General features: G+C 71.5%; 16 protein-coding genes. 7 read left to right on the top strand and 9 right to left on the bottom strand.

Going from position 1 to position 18312, the window contains the following annotated elements:
* Nucleotides 1-104: 104 nt before the first annotated feature.
* The 3 genes from ACFWM2_RS03240 to ACFWM2_RS03250 all read left to right on the top strand — a co-directional run bounded on the left by ACFWM2_RS03240 (nucleotide 105) and on the right by ACFWM2_RS03250 (nucleotide 4483).
* Nucleotides 105-1424 carry a DUF6777 domain-containing protein gene (locus tag ACFWM2_RS03240; RefSeq protein WP_383272416.1) on the top strand — a complete coding sequence of 440 codons (1320 nt, stop codon included), beginning with the start codon at nucleotides 105-107 and terminating at the stop codon, nucleotides 1422-1424.
* Nucleotides 1425-1502: 78 nt separating this feature from the next.
* Nucleotides 1503-3575, top strand: coding sequence for a SpoIIE family protein phosphatase (locus ACFWM2_RS03245; RefSeq protein WP_383272420.1), 2073 nt, complete (start codon nucleotides 1503-1505; stop codon nucleotides 3573-3575).
* A 47-nt stretch (nucleotides 3576-3622) separates the two neighbouring features.
* On the top strand, nucleotides 3623-4483 hold the full coding sequence (locus ACFWM2_RS03250) for an Fpg/Nei family DNA glycosylase (RefSeq protein WP_383272422.1): 861 nt from the start codon (nucleotides 3623-3625) through the stop codon (nucleotides 4481-4483).
* 99 nt (nucleotides 4484-4582) lie between these two features.
* Here ACFWM2_RS03250 and ACFWM2_RS03255 read toward each other — a convergent pair whose 3' ends face one another.
* The 3 genes from ACFWM2_RS03255 to ACFWM2_RS03265 all read right to left on the bottom strand — a co-directional run bounded on the left by ACFWM2_RS03255 (nucleotide 4583) and on the right by ACFWM2_RS03265 (nucleotide 6700).
* Entirely contained in the window at nucleotides 4583-5233 is a 651-nt protein-coding gene (locus tag ACFWM2_RS03255) for an anti-sigma factor family protein (RefSeq protein WP_383272424.1), read from the bottom strand.
* A gap of 269 nt (nucleotides 5234-5502) precedes the next feature.
* Entirely contained in the window at nucleotides 5503-6018 is a 516-nt protein-coding gene (locus tag ACFWM2_RS03260) for a hypothetical protein (RefSeq protein ID WP_383272426.1), read from the bottom strand.
* A gap of 136 nt (nucleotides 6019-6154) precedes the next feature.
* Nucleotides 6155-6700 (bottom strand): sigma-70 family RNA polymerase sigma factor, encoded by a 546-nt coding sequence (locus tag ACFWM2_RS03265; RefSeq protein WP_383272428.1) that lies wholly within the window; start codon nucleotides 6698-6700, stop codon nucleotides 6155-6157.
* 297 nt (nucleotides 6701-6997) lie between these two features.
* Between ACFWM2_RS03265 and ACFWM2_RS03270 the strand changes: the two genes are divergently transcribed.
* Nucleotides 6998-8149 carry a CapA family protein gene (locus ACFWM2_RS03270; protein WP_383272430.1) on the top strand — a complete coding sequence of 384 codons (1152 nt, stop codon included), beginning with the start codon at nucleotides 6998-7000 and terminating at the stop codon, nucleotides 8147-8149.
* Here ACFWM2_RS03270 and ACFWM2_RS03275 read toward each other — a convergent pair.
* Both ACFWM2_RS03275 and ACFWM2_RS03280 read right to left on the bottom strand, forming a co-directional pair.
* The gene (locus tag ACFWM2_RS03275; RefSeq protein ID WP_383272432.1) at nucleotides 8136-9572 is read right to left on the bottom strand and encodes an amino acid permease; all 1437 of its coding nucleotides are present in this window, start codon (nucleotides 9570-9572) and stop codon (nucleotides 8136-8138) included. The genes ACFWM2_RS03270 and ACFWM2_RS03275 overlap by 14 nt on opposite strands.
* A 112-nt stretch (nucleotides 9573-9684) precedes the next feature.
* On the bottom strand, nucleotides 9685-10149 hold the full coding sequence (locus ACFWM2_RS03280; protein ID WP_383272434.1) for a universal stress protein: 465 nt from the start codon (nucleotides 10147-10149) through the stop codon (nucleotides 9685-9687).
* A gap of 110 nt (nucleotides 10150-10259) precedes the next feature.
* Here ACFWM2_RS03280 and lysX point away from each other — a divergent pair, with 110 nt between their 5' ends.
* The gene (lysX, locus tag ACFWM2_RS03285) at nucleotides 10260-13544 is read left to right on the top strand and encodes a bifunctional lysylphosphatidylglycerol synthetase/lysine--tRNA ligase LysX (RefSeq protein ID WP_383272436.1); all 3285 of its coding nucleotides are present in this window, start codon (nucleotides 10260-10262) and stop codon (nucleotides 13542-13544) included.
* Between the two features lie 81 nt (nucleotides 13545-13625).
* The gene (locus ACFWM2_RS03290) at nucleotides 13626-14471 is read left to right on the top strand and encodes a polysaccharide deacetylase family protein (RefSeq protein ID WP_383272438.1); all 846 of its coding nucleotides are present in this window, start codon (nucleotides 13626-13628) and stop codon (nucleotides 14469-14471) included.
* Between the two features lie 81 nt (nucleotides 14472-14552).
* Here ACFWM2_RS03290 and ACFWM2_RS03295 read toward each other — a convergent pair whose 3' ends face one another.
* Entirely contained in the window at nucleotides 14553-15218 is a 666-nt protein-coding gene (locus tag ACFWM2_RS03295; RefSeq protein WP_383272440.1) for a class F sortase, read from the bottom strand.
* 333 nt (nucleotides 15219-15551) lie between these two features.
* Here ACFWM2_RS03295 and ACFWM2_RS03300 point away from each other — a divergent pair, with 333 nt between their 5' ends.
* Nucleotides 15552-16043 (top strand): hypothetical protein, encoded by a 492-nt coding sequence (locus ACFWM2_RS03300; protein WP_383272442.1) that lies wholly within the window; start codon nucleotides 15552-15554, stop codon nucleotides 16041-16043.
* Between the two features lie 93 nt (nucleotides 16044-16136).
* Here ACFWM2_RS03300 and ACFWM2_RS03305 read toward each other — a convergent pair whose 3' ends face one another.
* The 3 genes from ACFWM2_RS03305 to ACFWM2_RS03315 form a co-directional block, all read right to left on the bottom strand.
* A complete protein-coding gene (locus ACFWM2_RS03305; protein ID WP_383272444.1) occupies nucleotides 16137-16670 on the bottom strand; it encodes a hypothetical protein in 534 nt (177 codons plus the stop codon).
* A 223-nt stretch (nucleotides 16671-16893) separates the two neighbouring features.
* Nucleotides 16894-17658, bottom strand: a complete 765-nt coding sequence (locus ACFWM2_RS03310) for a hypothetical protein (RefSeq protein ID WP_383272445.1) — start codon at nucleotides 17656-17658, stop codon at nucleotides 16894-16896.
* A 15-nt stretch (nucleotides 17659-17673) separates the two neighbouring features.
* Complete coding sequence (locus ACFWM2_RS03315) at nucleotides 17674-17820, bottom strand: hypothetical protein (RefSeq protein ID WP_383272447.1); 147 nt, start codon at nucleotides 17818-17820, stop codon at nucleotides 17674-17676.
* Between the last annotated feature and the right edge of the window lie 492 nt (nucleotides 17821-18312).

Here is an 18312-nt window from a genome sequence, read left to right on the forward strand (position 1 = left end):
TCTCCCTGCCAGTGTGACGTTGTGTGACCGGCTCCGCTTGCGTAAGCCATCCGGGCGACGCAGACAATGGTGGACGAACTGCCCGGGACGGACGGGAGAACGTGGTGCGCATACCCACCAGAACCCTCGTCACGGCCTGCGCGCTCTCGGCGGCGCTCCTCGTCGCCGGGTGCGGCGGCGCCGGTGACCAGGACGAGGCGGCCGCCGGTTCCGGCGGAGAGGTCTTCCTCCAGCCGGCCGCGGCGCAGGGCCCCGACCCCTTCACCGGCTCCTCGGCCGGGTCGACCGCGAGCCCGCCTCCCGTCACCCGAACGCCGCAACCGGCTCCTTCCGGCAGCGACCCGTCCACCGGCACCCGCTCCCTGTCGGGTGGCACCCCGGGGCTCTACGGCGGCACCGAGTCCGTCGGCAGCTGCGACGTCGAGAAGCAGCTCGGCTTCCTCACGGCGGACCGGGTCAAGGCGCGCGCGTTCGCCGAGGCCTCCGGCATCTCCCAGGCGTCCGTCCCCGGTTATCTGCGCGGCATGACCTCGGTCGTGCTGCGGGCCGACACCAGGGTCACCAACCACGGCTTCCGCGACGGACGGGCGACCGGCTACCAGTCGGTGCTCCAGGCGGGCACGGCCGTCCTCGTCGACAACCGGGGCGTGCCGCGGGTGCGCTGCGCCTGCGGCAATCCCCTGACCGCGCCGGGCGCGGTCAGGGGGACCTCCGGCGACCACGGACGCCCGTGGCCCGGTTACCGGTCAGCCCAGGTGATCGTGGTGACCCCCGCGCCCCGAGTGATCACCAACATCACGATCGTCAACATCGTCGGCAACACCTGGATCGAGCGCAGGATCGGCGACGACGGCCACCACGACCACGTAGTCCCGCCGCCCGACGGCCACACGCGGCCGCCGCGACCGGACGAGTCCCCGTCCGGCAGGTCCCCGCACGAGAAGAGCCCCTCGCCCGAGGAGTCCGCGTCCGACTGCGTGACACCGACCGCGACGGTGACGGTCACGCCGGGCGCGACGGACGGCACGACGACGCCGCCCGGTGACCCCGCGAGCCCGGACGAGCGCACCTCGTCCCCCGAGGAGAGCGCCTCGGCCGAGAGTGCCTCGCGGGGCAGCCCGCCGGCGAAGCCCTCGGACTGCCCGACGGCCACGGTCACGGCCCCGCCGACCGCATCGACGGGACCTGCCACGCCGTCGTCCCCGTCGGACCGCAGTGCGGCCCCGGACACGACCGTGCCCGGGACCGACGAACCGAGCGACGCGCCCACCGCCACGGAGTCCGCGGCCCCGGCGGACTCGTCGGGCGAGGAGACCGGCCCCGACACCGCCCCGGAGCGGCGGGACGGCGGTGGCCGGATCCCCGACCACGCGGCGACCGCGGACAGCATCTTCGGCAACCCGACCGACGTCTTCGACAGCTGAGCACCCGCCCTCCTGGGGAGCCCGTCACCGAGCTCCCCAGAAGTCGAAGAATCGCGCGAATGCTGGCAAGGTGGCCCCATGGTTGATCGGGGAGCGAGCGCCCTGTCACTCCTGGACGACTGGCCCGCCCACCCGGATCCGATCCTGGCGCTCAACCGTATGGGCAGCTTCGACTGGGACCTGGACACCGCCCTGATGCACATGGACGCCCAGGGCCTGGCGGTGTTCGACATGCGCCCGGAGGAATACGACGGTCACCCCGAGACCCTCGGCGTGCGGGTGCCGCCGGTCGAGGCCTACGGACTGGACGCCCTGGTGTCCCAGGCCCTCAAGGACGGCAGCAGGAACTACGGCGCGTACTTCCGCATCCGCTGCCGCGACGGCTCGCTGCGCTGGACGCACACCCAGGGCTACATCCACCGCGACGAGACCGGCCGCCCGCGCCGCATCGTCGGCATCGTCCGCGACGCCACCCAGGAGCTGAGCGAGAGCGCGGCGCGCCGTGAACAGGCCGCCGAGGACGAAGCCAGGCGCCAGCAGACGAGCGTCGTGCAGATCACCACGGCGGCCCTGGCGCACGCCCGCACGGTGCAGGACGTCATCGACGTCCTCAAGGACTCCCGCGGCCTCACCCACCTGGGGGCGAAGAGCTTGGTCATGGGCCTGGTGGAGGCGGGCCGCATCCGGCTGGTCGCCGAAGGGCCCGCGGGCAGCTTCGTGCCCGGCACCCTGGTAACCCGCATCGACGAGCCGTACCCGATGGGCGAGGTCGTGCGCACGCTCGCCCCGCGCTTCATCGAGTCGCCGGAGGAGTTCGCCGAGTCGTATCCGGTGCTGTGGCCGCACATCACCGGCCTGAACATCACCTCGGCCGCCTATCTGCCGCTCATCGCCCAGGCCCGCCCGATCGGCGCGATGGGCCTGCTCTACAACGACCGGCACGGCTTCACCCCCGAGGAGCGCAACGTCCTCGTCGCGCTCGGCAGCAGCATCGCGCAGAGCCTGCAACGGGCCATGTTCTACGAACAGGAGAAGGACCTCGCCCAGGGCCTCCAGCAGGCCATGCTGCCGCGGTCCATCCCCAGCGTCCCCGGCGCCGACATCGCCGTCCGCTACCGTTCCGCGTCCCTGGGCCGGGACATCGGCGGTGACTGGTACGACCTGATCCCGCTGCCCGGCGGCCGCGTGGGCGCGGTCATCGGCGACGTCCAGGGCCACGACACGCACGCCGCCGCCGTCATGGGCCAGCTGCGCATCGTGCTCCGTGCCTACGCGGCGGAGGGGCACACCCCCGCCACCGTGATGGCGCGCGCCTCGGTCTTTCTGCACGAGCTCGACACCGAGCGCTTCGCGACCTGCCTCTACGCGGAGGCCGACCTGTCCACCGGCGTGGTGCAGCTGGTGCGGGCCGGTCACATCGACCCCCTCGTACGGCACACCGACGGCACCTGCCGGCGCCTCGACGTCGAGGGAGGTCTGCCGCTCGGCCTCTCCGCCGAGTTCGGGCGCCTCGAATACCCGGTCAACACCATGGAACTCGATCCCGGCCAGACCCTGCTGCTGTGTACCGACGGCCTCGTGGAACAGCCCGGCATCGACCTCGACGACGGCATGCGCACCCTCGTCGAGCTGGTCTGCTCGGGCCCCGACGACGTACGCGACCTCGCCGACCGCCTCATCGACGTGGCCGAGGAACGCGGCGGCGACGACGACGTGGCCCTGCTGCTGTTGCGCCGCCAGGGCCCCACCCAGCAGTCCGGCGGACGGCTCCAGCAGCATGTCGCCCCCGGCGATCCGGAGGCGCTCACCGGGGCCCGTCACATGATCCGCGCCGCGGTCCGGGCCTGGGGCGCCAGTGACAGCGCCGACGAGATCGAACTGGTCGCCGACGAGCTGATCACCAACGCCCTGATGCACACCGAGGGCGCGGCGGTCGTCACCCTGCGCGTCCTGACCGGCCCCGACCGCAGACTCCGCGTGGAGGTCGAGGACTCCTCCAGCGCCCTGCCGCGCCGCCGCGAGGCCGGTGAGTCCGGTGTCTCGGGCCGCGGGCTCCTGCTGGTGGACCGCCTGGCCGACGTCTGGGGCGTGGAGGCGCGCGGTGGCGGCAAATGCGTGTGGTGCGAGTTCGTGGTGCCGGTACGGGACTGACCCGCGGTTCCTCTGGCGCTGTCGGTACCGGGTGGCACCCTTGACGTATGCCGGAACTGCCCGAGGTCGAAGCGCTCAAGGACTTTCTGACCGACCATCTCGTCGGCCGCGAGGTCGTGCGCGTGCTGCCTGTCGCGATCAGCGTCCTGAAGACGTACGACCCGCCGCTCAGCGCCTTCGAGGGCCGCGAGGTGACCGCCGTGCACCGGCACGGCAAGTTCCTGGAGCTGGAGGCGGACGGTCTGCACTTCGTCACGCACCTGGCCCGCGCGGGCTGGCTGCACTGGAAGGACCGGCTGCCCGACGGCCCGCCCCGCCCCGGCAAGGGGCCCCTCGCGATGCGGGTCGCGCTGGAGACCGGCGAGGGCTTCGACCTCACGGAGGCCGGCACCCAGAAGCGGCTCGCCGTGTACGTGGTGCGGGACCCGGCCGAGATCCCGGGCGTCGCCCGCCTGGGCCCCGACCCGCTCGCCGACGACTTCGACGAGGCACGGTTCGCCGCGCTCCTCGAGGGCGAGCGGCGTCAGCTCAAGGGCGCGCTGCGCGACCAGAGCCTGATCGCGGGCGTGGGCAACGCGTACAGCGACGAGATCCTGCACGCCGCCAAGATGTCCCCCTTCAAGCTGGCCTCCGCCCTGACGCCCGAAGAGACCCGACGGCTGTACGCGGCGCTGCGCGCCACGCTCACCGAGGCCGTCGAGCGCTCCCGAGGGGTGGCCGCCGGGCGGCTGAAGGCCGAGAAGAAGAGCGGTCTGCGGGTGCACGGCCGCGCCGGTGAGCTGTGCCCGGTGTGCGGCGACACCATCCGCGAGGTCTCCTTCAGCGATTCCTCGCTGCAGTACTGCCCGACCTGCCAGACCGGCGGCAAGCCGCTCGCGGACCGCAGGATGTCACGACTGCTCAAGTGACAGCCCGGCCCGGGCGGTCGGGGGGTGCGCCCGCGCCGACCAACGGCCAGAGCGGTCGGCGTGACCGGTAGGCCGGGGAACCCGGGGACCGGCCGTCGGTCAAGGGGCCTTGAGGGTCACCAGGTGCTTGCCCTCGGCCGTGCGCACCTCGTACTCGCTGATCTGGTCGGGCTGCAGCGCGGCGCCGCCCTGCACGCTGGTGGGTGCGCTGTCGTGCGAGGGCACCATCCAGCTCGTCACCGTCTGCTCGGAGCCGTCCTTGCCGATCGCGACGAGCTGGCAGGCGCGCGGTCCCCCCGCGTCCTTGACCTCCACGTCGATCTGGCTGCCCCAGACCCGGTCCTCGGCGGTGACCTGCGCCCACACTCCGGTCTCCTGGTCGGTCGCCGCGAGCTGGGTGGACGGACTGCTGTGCGCCGTCACGATCGCGATCGCGGGCCCGCCCACGGCGAAGACCACGGAGGCGGCCACCGCGTACAGCCAGCGCCTGCGGCCCGACTTGTGCCGGTTGGCCACCTCCCCGAGCAGCCGGTCGAGGAGCCGGGGCCCCGGAGCGGCGAAGGGATGCACGGAGCGCGGGGTGGCCTGCCGGTACAGCATCAACTGCCGTGCCGAGGGGCGGAATTCACTCACTTTGGCAGTACAGCTCGGACACCCCATGAGGTGGTCCTCGAAGCGGAAGGCATCCGCTTCGTCCAGGACGCCGAGCGTGTAGGCGCCGACGTCGCGATGGCGTTCCAGGGACCTCATACCAAATCCTCGTGCCGGTGGTGTGGTGGGGGTGGTGTTGCTGTTGCCCACCGGTACGGACCAGACGGCCGAATCATTCAAGACCCGGACGGAATGAGGACGAGATATTCGGAGCGGGACGGCCCGCGGATTGGTCGGACTTCGAAAACTTCCCGGGCGCCGGGGCCTTGGCCGTCGAGGGCGTCGAGTCCCAGGCCGGCGCTGTACCGGCCCTCGGTGCCTGTCGCAGTCCCTGCCGCTGTTCCTGCTGCTCTCCCTGTCGCTCTCCCTCAGAAGAGGTGGATCGCCAAGTGCCCCAGCGGGAGCCCCAGCCGCCAGGCCGGCGTCCACACCTTCGGCCCGTCGTCCTCGCCGGGAATCGAGCCGCCGCCCGGCACCGCGTCCAGGTCGGGGGCGAGCAACTCGGTCTCCTCCAGCCAGCGCCAGGCCGCGGCCGCCAGCTCCAAGTCCGGCGCGGGACCGCCCGATGCGACCGCCTCCGCCGCCAGACCCGCCATCCGCTCGCGCACCCAGCCCTGCCACGGCTGGTCGTACGCCGTCAGCGACAGCCAGGTCTCCAGCTGCGAGACGACCCGGATGCCGGAGAGCTCGCCACCGGTGTCGGAGAGGAAGATGGTCAGCGCCAGGGCGTCCCGCCCGGCGCGGAACTCGAAGGACGTCGGCGGCATCAGGTCGCCGGTCCTCAGCAGTTCGTCGGCGATGTACTCGGCGTACAACCACGCCATGGGAACGGCGAGTTCCCCGCCTCCAGGGCCTCCCGTGCTCTCTTGACCTCTGTGCAGCATCCCTTCCCGCCTTCCTCCGGTGCGTGCGCGTCGCCCGACCCCGGGCCCTCAGTCCGGAACACGGATGAGGACAGCTGATGGCCCAACCATGGTCCTCAGCAAGGCGCTTTACGGAGGTTTGACTCAGCCTTCCGTTTCACCGCAGGTCGGCGGCGTATCCGGGAAGCACCCGGCGCAGGGCGCGCAGCGCGTAGTACGCGCGGGACTTCACGGTACCGGGCGGAATGCCGAGCGCCTCGGCAGCCTCCGCCACACTCGCCCCCCGGAAATACACCTGCACCAGGACTTCACGGTGCTCCGGAGTGAGAGTCTTCACAGCCTCCCGTACATCGAGCGTCGCCGCCGACCGTTCGGCGTGATCCGCGCACACCCGTGCGCTCTCCAGAACCTCGTCCCCGACTTCGGCGGGCCGGGCCTGCCGGGCCCGCCGGGCGTCGATCGCGAGCCGCCGGCCCACGGTGAGCAGCCAGGGGCGCACGGAGGTGAAGTCGTCCGCGCGGAGCGCCTCCGGGTGCTGCCAGGCGCGTACCAACGTCTCCTGCAGCAGGTCCTCGGCGCGCTGCCGGTCGCCGTCGGAGAGCCGCAGCAGCAGCGCGAACAGCGGTCGGCCGTGCTCGCGCTGCAGCGTGGCCAGCTCGTGTTCGGCGGTCGTCCCGCGTGTGATGGTGGTTCCGGCCGTCATGGCCTGTATGTCAGCGCGCGCCGCGCCGCGCGCACAGGCCATGGACCGGGTTGTGCGGCGGACGGTCGAAGCCGTCGGTGAACGGTGCGACGAACGGTCCGCCGGGTGCGGAGGCCCGGCCTCCTGCCGGGGGGACGCTTCCCCGGGTCTCCGTTCGCCCCAACGGGCCCTTCTGTCGGCCCCGGACGGGTCGACGCCGTCGTGGCGCCTTGACACCCGAGTGCGAGGCCTGTGGATTCGTATTAATTAATACGAAAATAGGACCACTGGGACTACTAGGCCACAACGGGGCTCGCCATGACCACGCGCAGGCAATCCACCACGTCGGCCCTCGTGGCCGTGCTCGTCACGGCCCTGGCGGGCTGTCAGGTCCAGGAGCCGCCGGCGCGGGCCGGGCGGCCGGCGGCTCCCTCCGAGACCCGCCGTTTCACACTCGTCGCCTCCGGTGACGTCCTGCCGCACACCTCGATCATCGAGCAGGCCCGCACGGACGCGGGCGGCGACGGATACGACTTCGGGCCGATGCTCGCGGGGGTGAAACCCGTGGTCTCCGGCGCCGACCTGGCGATCTGTCACATGGAGACGGTGTACGGCGCCGACGGGGACTACACCGGCTATCCCGCCTTCAAGTCCCCGCCGCAGGTGGCCAAGTCGCTCGCCGGCACCGGCTACGACGGCTGCTCCACCGCCTCGAACCACACCCTGGACGACGGCGCCGCCGGCATCCGGCGCACCCTGGACGCGCTCGACCGGGCCGGTGTGCGGCACGCCGGGTCGGCCAGGACCTCGCAGGAGGCGGGCAGTCCGACCGTCCTGCGGGCGGGCGGCGCCAGGGTCGCCCACCTCGCCTACACGTACGACACGAACGGCTATCCGCTCCCGGAGGGGCAGCCGTGGGCCGTCAACCTGATCGACCCGGACCGGATCGTCGCGGACGCGCGGGCCGCCCGGACGGCGGGCGCCGACGTGGTCGTCGTATCGCTGCACTGGGGCACCGAATGGCAGGACGAGCCGGATGAGCAGCAGCTGCGGCTGGGCAAGGAGCTCACCGCCTCCCGTACCGGCGGGCGGCCCGACATCGACCTGATCCTCGGGACGCACGCCCACATCCCGCAGGCCTACGAGAAGGTCAACGGCACCTGGGTCGTCTACGGCATGGGAGATCAGATCGCCGGCGAGATGTTCAACTACGAAGGCGTCCGGGACCGGCGCGGCAACCAGAGCAGCATCGGGCGGTTCACCTTCGCCCCGCCCGCGCGGCGCGGCGGCCGCTGGGAGGTGACGAAGGCCGAGTTCGTCCCGCAGTGGTTCGACGTGGGAGCCGGCCGCGTCGTCGGCCTCACCGATGCGCCCGCGCGGGACGTCGACGCCGTTGCCGTGCGCGACCGGATCCGTGGCGTCGTCCTGAGCCGGGGCGCGGCCCAGGACGGTCTAGTCATGGGGAAGTAGGCGGCGGCGTACTGGTCTTCGCCAGCTCGGAGCGCTTGTACGAGTAGCCGAAGTAGATGACGCAGCCGACCACGAACCACACCGCGAAGCGCACCCAGGTCTGCCACTGGAGGAAGGTGATCAGCCAGATGGAGAAGACCACCCCCAGGGCGGGCACCACCGGCATCCAGGGCGTACGGAAGGTGCGCGGCAGGTCGGGCTGCCGGTAGCGCAGCACGATCACCGCGACGCACACCACGACGAACGCCAGCAGGATCCCGATGTTGGTGAGTTCCGCCGCCTCGCCGATGGGCAGGAAGCCGGCGATGGCGGCCGACGCGAACCCGATGATCCACGTCACCCGGGTCGGCACATGGCGGGTCGGATGGGTCTTCGCGAACCACTTCGGGAGCAGCCCGTCCCGGCTCATCGAGAACCAGACACGGGTGACGCCCAGCATGAAGGTGAACATCACGGTGAGGATGCCGATGATCGCGCCGACCGCGATCACGTCCGCGAGACCGCTCAGGCCCACCGACTTGAAGGCCGTCGAGAAGCCGCTCTCCTGGTCGATGTCCTTGTAGTTCTGCATGCCGGTCAGGACCAGGCACGCGGCCACGTACAGGACCATCGAGATGCCGAGGGAGTACAGGATCGCCTTCGGCATGTGGCGCTGTGCGTCCTTGGACTCCTCGGCCGCCGTCGACATGGCGTCGTAGCCGAAGACCGCGAAGAAGACGGTCGCCGCTCCCGTGAACGCCCCGCCGACCCCGTACGGGAAGAAGGGGTTGTAGTTGCCGGTGTCGATGTGGAAGACGCCGACACCGATGACCAGCAAGACGACGAGCACCTTCAGGACGACCACGACCGTCTCGAAGCGGGCCGCGTTCTTGATGCCGAGGGTCAGGAGGTAGGCGATCAGCAGGCACAGCACGGCCGCGAACAGATCGACCCGGTGACCGTCGCCGGTGCCGGGCGCACCCAGCATCCAGTTCGGCAGATCGGCGCCCATCTCCCCGATCAGGAAGCTGAAGTACCCGGAGATTCCGATGGCGACCACCGCCACGATCGCCGTGTACTCCAGCAGCAGGTCCCAGCCGATGAACCAGCCGGCGAACTCGCCGAGCACCGCGTAGCCGTACGTGTAGGCGGAGCCCGCCTTCGGGATGAGGCCGGCGAACTCCGCGTACGACAGGGCCGCCGCCGCGCTCGCGAGGCCCGCGACGAGGAACGAGACGAGGACCGCGGGACCGGCCGTGCCGTTCGCGACCGTACCCGCGAGGGTGAAGATGCCCGCGCCGATGATGCCGCCGACGCCGATCGCGGTCAGCTGCCACAGTCCGAGCGACCGGTCGAGTGTCGTGCCCTCGCCCGTCTCCGACTCTTCGATGTGCTCGATGGGTTTGCGGCGGAGAATGCCCTCGCCCATTCGGAGTCCGGCCATGAGCCTCACCTCTTCGCAGACGGCAATCGGCTGACGGCGGATCATGATGGCGCAGGGGCGGCGGTGACGGAAGACGCCACGCATGCCCGCCGTGCGGGCGGCGTCGTGACCGTTACGGCACGACCGTCACCGGCCAGCGTCCCGCCTTCACCAGCCGGATGGCCACGGACCCGACGATCCGGTGGCCCGCCTGCTCGGACGCCCCGACCACCACGGCGTCCGCCTTGAGTTCGTCCGCCACCGTCACCAGGCCGTTGTAGGGGTCGCCACGGAAGGTGTGGAACTCCCAGCGGACATCGAATATGCCCTTCACCCGTTCGGCGGAATCCCGGATCTGTGCGACGAGGTCCTCGGCGATCTCGTCGGTCGTCTCGGCGACCGGCACGCCGAGCGCCGCTCCCGCGGCCATCACCGGCTGGACGTACACGACGGCGAGCAGGGCCCGCTGCCGTCGGGCCAGGCCACCGGCATACGACGCCGCGCGAAGCGAGGAGTCGGAGCCGTCCACGCCGACGAGGATGACCTTGGGACCGTCCGTGCCCCGCTCGAACCGATGCGAGTGCTGGTGTTCCGTCACGGCTGCGAGGTTATCGGAACCCCCAGGTCCGGGAGCCACGCGGGCAGCAACGAGTGGCCGCGCGGCCGCTCGACGGGCGGCGCGGGCCAGGTCTTCCTACAGTCGAAGGCATGAGTGCCACCGTGGAGGCCGCGCCGAAGGACGCCACGGGACCGATACCCCCGTCCCGAAGCGGCTTCCTCAGCAAGGTGCCCGAAGGCTTCGCGGTCTTCTTCGGCGCGCTCGCGCTGCTCTGCGCCCTGCTGGCCTTCATCGCCCCCCTGCGCCGGCTGCTCGGCCCCGTGGTGCGCTTTCTCGACCTGCTGATCGTCCCGGTGAGCGCCAACCTCGCCTACGCCGTCTTCCTCTTCCTGCTCGCCGCCGCGACCGCCGCCCGCAAGAAGGCCGCCTGGTGGCTGGTCGTGGTCTATCTCGGGCTCCTGGTCCTCGACGACAGCGCCGGCGTCGCGCTGGGCCTGTACGCGGAGTCGGTCCCGTCCCTCGTCATGTGCGGGCTCGCGCTGGTGCTGCTCATCGTGGCCCGCAAGGAGTTCTACGCGGCCCACCGGCGCGGCGCCGCGTGGCGGGCCCTGGCCGTCCTGTTCGCCGGGCTCGCTGTGGCGATCCTGGCCGGCTGGGGCCTGGTCGAGCTGTTCCCCGGCACACTGCCGCGCGGCCAACGGCTGCTGTGGGCCGCCAACCGGGTCTGCGGCGGGCTGGTCTCCGGGCGCTCCTTCGACGGACGCCCGCCGCGCGCCCTGTACTTCGTGCTCGGCCTGTTCGGCGCCCTCGCCCTGCTGAACTCCGCCGCCACGCTCTTCCGTTCCCAGCGCCTCGAAGCGGCCCTGCACGGCGACGAGGAGGCCCGTATCCGCGCCCTCCTGCAGGCCTACGGCGCCGACGACTCGCTCGGCTACTTCGCGACCCGCCGCGACAAGGCCGTCGTCTTCTCGCCCAGCGGCAAGGCCGCCGTCACCTACCGCGTCGAAGCCGGTGTCTGTCTCGCCAGCGGCGATCCCGTCGGCGACCGCGAGGCCTGGCCGCACGCCATCGGCGCATGGCTCGACGTGGCCCGCCGCTACGCCTGGGCGCCCGCCGCCATGGGCGCGTCGGAGGAGGGCGCCAAGGCGTTCGCCCGCGCCGGCCTCGGCGCCCTCCAGCTCGGCGACGAGGCGATCCTGCACATCGGTGACTTCGACCTCGCCGGCCGTGACATGCGGGTCGCCCGACAGGCCGTCAACCGCGTGCGACGCACGGGCGCCACCTGCCGCGTACGCCGTCACGCCACCCTTACCGAACCGGAGATGGAGGAGATCGTCGACAGGGCCGACGCCTGGCGGGACACCGAGACCGAACGCGGTTTCTCGATGGCCCTCGACCGGCTCGGCGACCCCGCGGACGGCGACTGCCTCCTCGTCGAGGCGCTGGGCCCGGACGGCAAGCTGCTCGCCCTGCTCTCCTTCGTGCCCTGGGGCCGCGACGGCGTCTCCCTCGACCTGATGCGCCGTGACCGCAGCGCCCCGAACGGCGTCATGGAGTTCATGGTCGCGGAACTGTGCGCGGTCGCCGGAAAGGCCGGCGTGCGCCGCATTTCCCTCAACTTCGCGGTGTTCCGTTCGGTCTTCGAGGAGGGCGCCCGGATCGGCGCAGGACCGGTGCTCAGACTCTGGCGCCGGCTGCTGCTGTTCTTCTCCAAGTGGTGGCAGCTGGAGGCCCTCTACCGCTCCAACGCCAAGTACCACCCCGAGTGGTACCCCCGCTTCATCTGTTACGGCGAGACCGGCGCCCTCGCCCGGATCGGCCTGGCGTCCGGCATCGCCGAGGGCTTCGTCTCCGTGCCCTCGCTGCGCAAGCTCTGGGGCAAGGGGCACGCGAAGAGCGGACCGAAGCCCGCGTCCACCGAAGGGCTGCCCTCGCTGTCGGCCCTCGGCCTCGACGGAGGGGACGAGGCCGGGGCCGACGATCCGGCCGCGGGGCTGCCCGAGCAGGTCCGCATCCGGCACCGCAAGCTCGACCGGCTGCGCGCCGACGGCACCGACCCCTACCCGGTGGTCATCCCGCCGCGCACCCACACCGCAACCGAGGCCCGTGCCGAACCGGCGGGCGTGCCCGTGACCGTCGCCGGCCGCGTCATCCTCGTCCGCGACTTCGGCGGGATCGTCTTCACGGTGCTGCGCGACTGGTCCGGCGACCTCCAGCTCGCCCTCACCCGCGAGCGGTCCGGGCCCGCGCTCGACCGCTTCACCGCCGACATCGACATCGGCGACCACATCACCGCCACCGGCGAGACCGGTACCAGCGACCAGGGCGAGCCGACCGTCTTCGTCACGTCCTGGCAGCTCACCGGCAAGTGCCTGCGCCCGCTGCCCGACAAGTGGCGGGGCCTGGCCGACCCGGAGGCGAAGGTGCGCCGCCGCTATCTCGACCTGGTGTCCAGCCCCGACGCGCGCGAGGTCGTACGCGCCCGCTCCACCGCCGTACAGGCGCTGCGCCAGGGCCTGCTCGACCGCGGCTATCTGGAGGTCGAGACCCCGATGCTCCAGCAGATCCACGGCGGCGCCAACGCCCGGCCCTTCACCACCCACATCAACGCCTACGACCTGGACCTCTATCTGCGCATCGCCCCCGAGCTCTATCTGAAGCGGCTGTGCGTCGGCGGCCTGGAGAAGGTCTTCGAGATGGGCCGCACCTTCCGCAACGAGGGCGTCTCCTACAAGCACAACCCCGAGTTCACGATGCTGGAGGCCTACCAGGCCTTCGCCGACTACGACGTGATGCTCGACCTCACCCGCGAGCTGATCCAGGGCGCGGCGACCGCCGCCTTCGGCACTCCCGTCGCCCGCAAGGACGGCACCGAGTACGACATCTCCGGGCCCTGGCCGGTCAAGACCCTGTACGGCGCCGTCTCCGAGGCCCTGGGGGAGGAGGTCGACGCCGGCACCCCGCTCGCGACCCTGCACCGCCTCTGCGACCGTGCCGGCGTCCCGTACACGGCGGACGACGCGCGCGGTGACGTCGTCCTGGAGATGTACGAACGGCTGGTCGAGGAACGCACCCAGCTGCCCACCTTCTACAAGGACTTCCCGACCGACGTCTCCCCGCTCACCCGTCAGCACCGCACCGACCCACGGCTCGCCGAACGCTGGGACCTCGTCGCCTTCGGCACCGAACTCGGCACCGCCTACTCCGAGTTGACCGACCCCGTGGAGCAGCGCCGACGGCTCACCGCGCAGTCCCTGCTCGCCGCCGGGGGAGACCCCGAGGCGATGGAGCTCGACGAGGACTTCCTCGACGCCCTGGAGTACGCGATGCCGCCCACCGGAGGACTGGGCATCGGCGTGGACAGGCTGGTCATGTTCCTCACCGGACGGACCATTCGTGAGACGCTGCCCTTCCCGCTGGTGCGCCGCCGCTGAGCTGGTCCAGGTGGGTGCTTTCGTGGGCCCGTACCGGTGTTGCTGAGCCGCCCCGCCGGTCAAATGGGCGACTGATGAGTCATGAAAAAGGATCAGCTGCTCACGCGGCGCCGGGCGCTGCTCGCCGGCGCCGCCGTGCTGGGTGCGGCCGGGGCGGCGGGCACGGCCCGCCTGCTCACCGCCGACCCGGCCGCGCCCCCGGTGCGGCAAACCGCCCCGGTCCCGGGTCCTCAGGCGCGCCGCGCGCTGAAGCCCTCCGCTTACCGCCTCCAGCCCATCGCCGGGTACGGTGCGCCGCACCACACGCCCGCGAAGACCGTCGTCCGGCACGAGCCGTTCCTGCGCATGGCCGGGCGCGGCCGCAGCATGGTGCTGACCTTCGACGACGGACCCGACCCGCGGTACACCCCCGACATCCTGCGCACCCTGCGGGAACACGACGTCCGGGCGATGTTCTTCGTGTGCGGGGAGATGGCCGTCGACAACAAGGACCTGCTGCGCGAGATGGCCGACGACGGACACATCGTGGGCAACCACACCTGGAGCCACCCGCTGCTGACCCAGCTCTCCCGCTCCAGGATCCGCTCCGAGATGGAGCGCACCTGCGAGGTCATCGACGAGGCCTACGGCGAGCCGCCCGTCTGGTTCCGCGCCCCCTACGGCGCCTGGAACCGGGCGGCCTTCCAGCTCGGCTCGGAGATGGGCATGGAACCCCTGGCGTGGACGGTCGACACGCTCGACTGGACGACCCCGGGGACCGGCACCATCGTCGACCGCGTCGAGCGCGGCGCCGCACCCGGTGTCGTGGTGCTCTCGCACGACGCGGGCGGCGACCGCTCGCAGAGCGTACGGGCACTGCGCGACTATCTTCCGGAGCTGCTGGATTCCGGCTATCACATCACCGTGCCCCGGCGGCAATTCACCTAGAAACCGGGGGACGTGTGCGGTGCCCGGGCGGTCCTTCGGCCCGGGCACACGGACCGGCCCGCCCGCCCGTTCGGAGTGCGTTCAGCGCACCTCGAGCAGGCGGGCGAACACGACGACGTTTCCGTCGTAGCCGTGCTGCTTCGAGAAACCGCCCCCGCAGGTGATGACCCGCAATTCCGGGGTTCCCTTGTTTCCGTAGACTCGATCACCGGGGAAGTTGGACTTCGCGAAGACCTCGATTCCGTAGATCTCGAATACGGCGGTCTTCCCGTCCTTGCGCTGGACCTCGACCCGGTTTCCCTTCTTCAGTGCACCGAGCCCGTAGAAGACGGCAGGGCCGAGTCTGTTGTCCACATGGCCGACGACCACGGCCGTGCCCTTTTCGCCGGGCGAGACGGCACCGGTGTACCAGCCCGCGAGATTCGGATCGTCGGGCGGCGGCGCGTCGACCCAGCCGTCCGCGTCCAGGCCGACGGGCATGGCGGGGGCGTCGACCTGGATGGCGGGGATCCTGACCCGGTCGACCACGGAGTACGGCAGCGGCTGCGGCGCCTTCTTGGCGAAGGTGCCGGTCCGGGCGTGGGTGTCCGCGGCGGCCGCGGACGCCGGCTGGGGCGGCCCGACATCGAACTCCCCCGAACCATTCCGAATGAGGGCGAGGCCGGTCAGCAGAACAAGCGCTATCACGCCCCACGGCGCGCGCTTCTTCTGCTGCTCCTCCTCTTCGGCAAGCTCGGACGCGTACATTCGCAATCCCCTCTCGACGCGGCCGTCGCCGCGTCCGTCGCGCATATGAGAACGCTAAGCGCACCCTGCCGGGCAGGCGACGGGGGAAGGTGCGAACGGGTGGTGGTGAGTATCCGTCATGCGCCATCCGAGTTGCCGGGGGCAGGAAATTTCTGACGGTCCGTGACCTGCGGCAATATCCCATTGCATGGAATTCTCCCGGCGTGTCTTCTCACCAGGACGGACCATTCCCGAAATGCGGCTCTGTGCAGGGCATCTGAGGGTCAGTCTGGGAGGCGCTTTCTCGCCGATCGACCGGGGACGGTTCCCGGGGCGTCTTCCGCGGAGGATCACATGCGTACAACTCGTGCCCTGGCGGTTACTGCCGTCGCGGCCGCGGTCGTGGGGCTCGCAGCCCCCGCGGCCTCGGCGTGGGACAGTCCGAGCAACATCGTCGCCATGCCCAGCGTCATCGCGCGGGGCGGCCAACTCACCGTCACGGTGGACGGCTCTTCCTGCCACATGTCCGGCAGCACCATCTCCTCGCCGGTCTTCCCGACCGTGCCGCTGCGCCACGTGAGCGGCAACACCGCCAGCGCCACGGTCACCATCGACCGCAACGCGCGACCGGGTTCGTACGACATCACGGCACACTGCGGCGAGCGCCGGAGCCTGACCCGGCCCGCCGCCTTCACCGTCATCGGCGGTGTCCGCGGTGGTCTCGGTGGCAGCACCTCCAGCGGTGCGACGCCCACCGACATGGCGATCGGCGGCGGCCTCGTGGCCGCGGCCGCCGTCGGGGGCGGGGTGTTCTGGATGCGCCGCAGGTCCGAGAAGAGGGTCTGACGCGCCGCCCCCTCGGAGCACGCACGTGACAGGCCTTGGCCCCGGAACCTCCTGAGAGGTTCCGGGGCCAAGGGCTGGGGTGCGGCTGTGCCGTCAGGAGTCGCCCGGGGCGCTCCTGCGGCGAGACATGTACCAGGCCGCGCCGACGGACCCCGCGATGAGTGCGGTACCGAGGCCGATCTCCTGGAGATCGAAGCCGGCGACGCTGCCGCCGACACCCGCGCGCACGCCGCGCTGCACGGGCGCCGGTTCATGCGTCGGATTGCTCGTGCGCCCGGTGGCGATGCTGATGTCCGTGTGACCGCTCGCGCCGTCACAGGTGAACGTCACCTGGTAGACGGCACCCGGTTTGGCGTCCCAGTCGACCGTGGCCGTGGCCTGGGACTGCCCCTTCGGGATGGTGACGGTGTCGAAGACCCCCGAGGTGACCGTGGCATGGCCCCGGCAGCCCCCGTCCCGTCTCAGCACCAGCGAGACCTGACCGCCCGCGGCGATGGTCGAGGGCTGAACGCTGAAGCCGAACGGGGTGATGTTGTTGTTCGTGTCGCCGGCGACGGCGGCGGGTGCGGTGAAGGTCAGGGCGGTCACGCCCAGCAGTGCGGCCGAAGCGACGCGTATCGCGTGCATGGTGAGCCTCCGGGTCCCCGAGGAGCCTGCTGCGGACCTTTTCCGCTTGCGTCAGAAATGCACCTCGATGTCTGAAACGCTAGGAAGGTGTGGGCGCGGGCGCGATCGCAGTCGCGCGAATGGGGCAAGCGTGTGGGCCGCACAGGGGACCCCGTACGTGCAGCCGGGGGACGGACGCGGCGTGGCGTCCGTCCCCCGGCGGGAGCGTCCTGCTGAGGGCCCGTCAACCCCGGGCGTGCGGGAACAGTGCGAGGAAGGGCTCCGCGGAGGCGGCGATCCCCCTGCTGTAGGGCGCGTCGAAGTCCCAGATCAGGAAGAGCAGGAAGGCGATCAGGGCGGAGAAGAGACCGGCGAGGAGCAGCTCGCGCGGGGTGCGTCTGATCTGCAGCGCGAAGATCATGCCGACGGTGACCACGGCTCCGGTGATCAGCCCGAACCAGACCACGCCGGGCATGGTCGCCCCCGTCGCCCCGGCGCGTGCGCTCCTGGCGTCGTCCGCGGCGGTGACCTGGTCGACGAGCGGCTGGTACGCCTGCGCCTCGAAGTCCGTCCTGGGCTGGTAGTCGGTGACGTCCTGACGGATCCGGGCGAACAGCTCGGCGCCGCGCGGCGTGACCTCCCCCTTGTCCGCCATGGTCTTCCACTCGGTGGTCACGACATGACCGACATAGGTGTTGACATCGTCCCGAATGCCGTCACGGACGTCGGGCGGGTACACCCGGACCCGCTCCGAGATCTCGTGCAGCGCCTGGGCCTCCGCCTGCACATGGTCCTGGGCGACACCGCGCGCCTCCCAGACGCCGGCGATGGCAAGGCCCAGGACGATGGCGTACACCACGCCGATCATCATCGTCATGTACTCGATCACGTCCGGTGTCTCGGACGGATCCTCGTCCTCACGGGCCGTGCGATGTCGTACGAGGGTCACGGCGAGGACGACGATGCACGCGGCCGCCATCGCGAGGGTGAGAACAAGCCAATCCGACAAGGGTGTCTCCTGGGGTCAGCGCGGACGCAGTGCAGCGACGGCGAGCACCGCGGGCGCGGTGATGAGCAGGGTGAGCGAGACCAGCGGCGGCCCGCCGCGGGGCTGGTGCTTGCGCGGCGAGGGGTGGTACGCCGGATAACTCACCGGGGACGGCGACACCATGGGGTGCGGGCTCGGCCTGGGCTTGCGGGTCGGTGTGGGGACGGGAGCCGGCCGCGGTGGCGGCGGCGCCGGTGCCACGAGGCTGGGCCGGGGTTTCGGGGAGTGCGGCGGGGGTGGCGGCTTCGGTCGGTGGGGTGGTGGGGGTTTCGGAGGTGGCGGGGGCGTCGGCTCGGGTGTCGGTGTCGGCGTGGGACTCGGGCAGGGCGGCGGAGACGGGGGCGGGCTGCACCAGCCCGCCCCGGCGACCGCCACCGCGTCCACCTCGCCGTCCGGGCCGACCGAGGCGTACGCGCACGAGTCGGCGACCGCATCGCCGGCCGGCGCGCCACCGAGGATCCAGGCCAGCGTGAGCAGCGCCAACACCCTTACGGCGAGGGCGGTTCGGGTCCTTTTGGGTTGATGCACGACGGAGATCATGGGCCCCGGCCACCGCTGTGCACGCAGGAGCTTTAACGAAGTGACCCGAAGGGGGGACACGGTCCGCCGGATGGT

The sequence above is a fragment of the Streptomyces sp. NPDC058371 genome (assembly GCF_042723265.1).
Lineage (GTDB): Bacteria > Actinomycetota > Actinomycetes > Streptomycetales > Streptomycetaceae > Streptomyces.

Excerpts from the sequence above, each read along its gene's own strand:
- ACFWM2_RS03300 (WP_383272442.1), top strand. The coding sequence starts at position 15,552 with ATGCGTACAACTCGTGCCCTGGCGGTTACTGCCGTCGCGGCCGCGGTC.
- ACFWM2_RS03255 (WP_383272424.1), bottom strand. The coding sequence starts at position 5,233 with ATGAGGTCCCTGGAACGCCATCGCGACGTCGGCGCCTACACGCTCGGC.
- ACFWM2_RS03290 (WP_383272438.1), top strand. The coding sequence starts at position 13,626 with ATGAAAAAGGATCAGCTGCTCACGCGGCGCCGGGCGCTGCTCGCCGGC.
- ACFWM2_RS03275 (WP_383272432.1), bottom strand. The coding sequence starts at position 9,572 with ATGGCCGGACTCCGAATGGGCGAGGGCATTCTCCGCCGCAAACCCATC.
- ACFWM2_RS03245 (WP_383272420.1), top strand. The coding sequence starts at position 1,503 with ATGGTTGATCGGGGAGCGAGCGCCCTGTCACTCCTGGACGACTGGCCC.
- lysX (WP_383272436.1), top strand. The coding sequence starts at position 10,260 with ATGAGTGCCACCGTGGAGGCCGCGCCGAAGGACGCCACGGGACCGATA.
- ACFWM2_RS03265 (WP_383272428.1), bottom strand. The coding sequence starts at position 6,700 with ATGACGGCCGGAACCACCATCACACGCGGGACGACCGCCGAACACGAG.
- ACFWM2_RS03295 (WP_383272440.1), bottom strand. The coding sequence starts at position 15,218 with ATGTACGCGTCCGAGCTTGCCGAAGAGGAGGAGCAGCAGAAGAAGCGC.
- ACFWM2_RS03250 (WP_383272422.1), top strand. The coding sequence starts at position 3,623 with ATGCCGGAACTGCCCGAGGTCGAAGCGCTCAAGGACTTTCTGACCGAC.
- ACFWM2_RS03315 (WP_383272447.1), bottom strand. The coding sequence starts at position 17,820 with ATGGTGTCGCCGTCCCCGGTGAGTTATCCGGCGTACCACCCCTCGCCG.
- ACFWM2_RS03305 (WP_383272444.1), bottom strand. The coding sequence starts at position 16,670 with ATGCACGCGATACGCGTCGCTTCGGCCGCACTGCTGGGCGTGACCGCC.
- ACFWM2_RS03260 (WP_383272426.1), bottom strand. The coding sequence starts at position 6,018 with ATGCTGCACAGAGGTCAAGAGAGCACGGGAGGCCCTGGAGGCGGGGAA.
- ACFWM2_RS03270 (WP_383272430.1), top strand. The coding sequence starts at position 6,998 with ATGACCACGCGCAGGCAATCCACCACGTCGGCCCTCGTGGCCGTGCTC.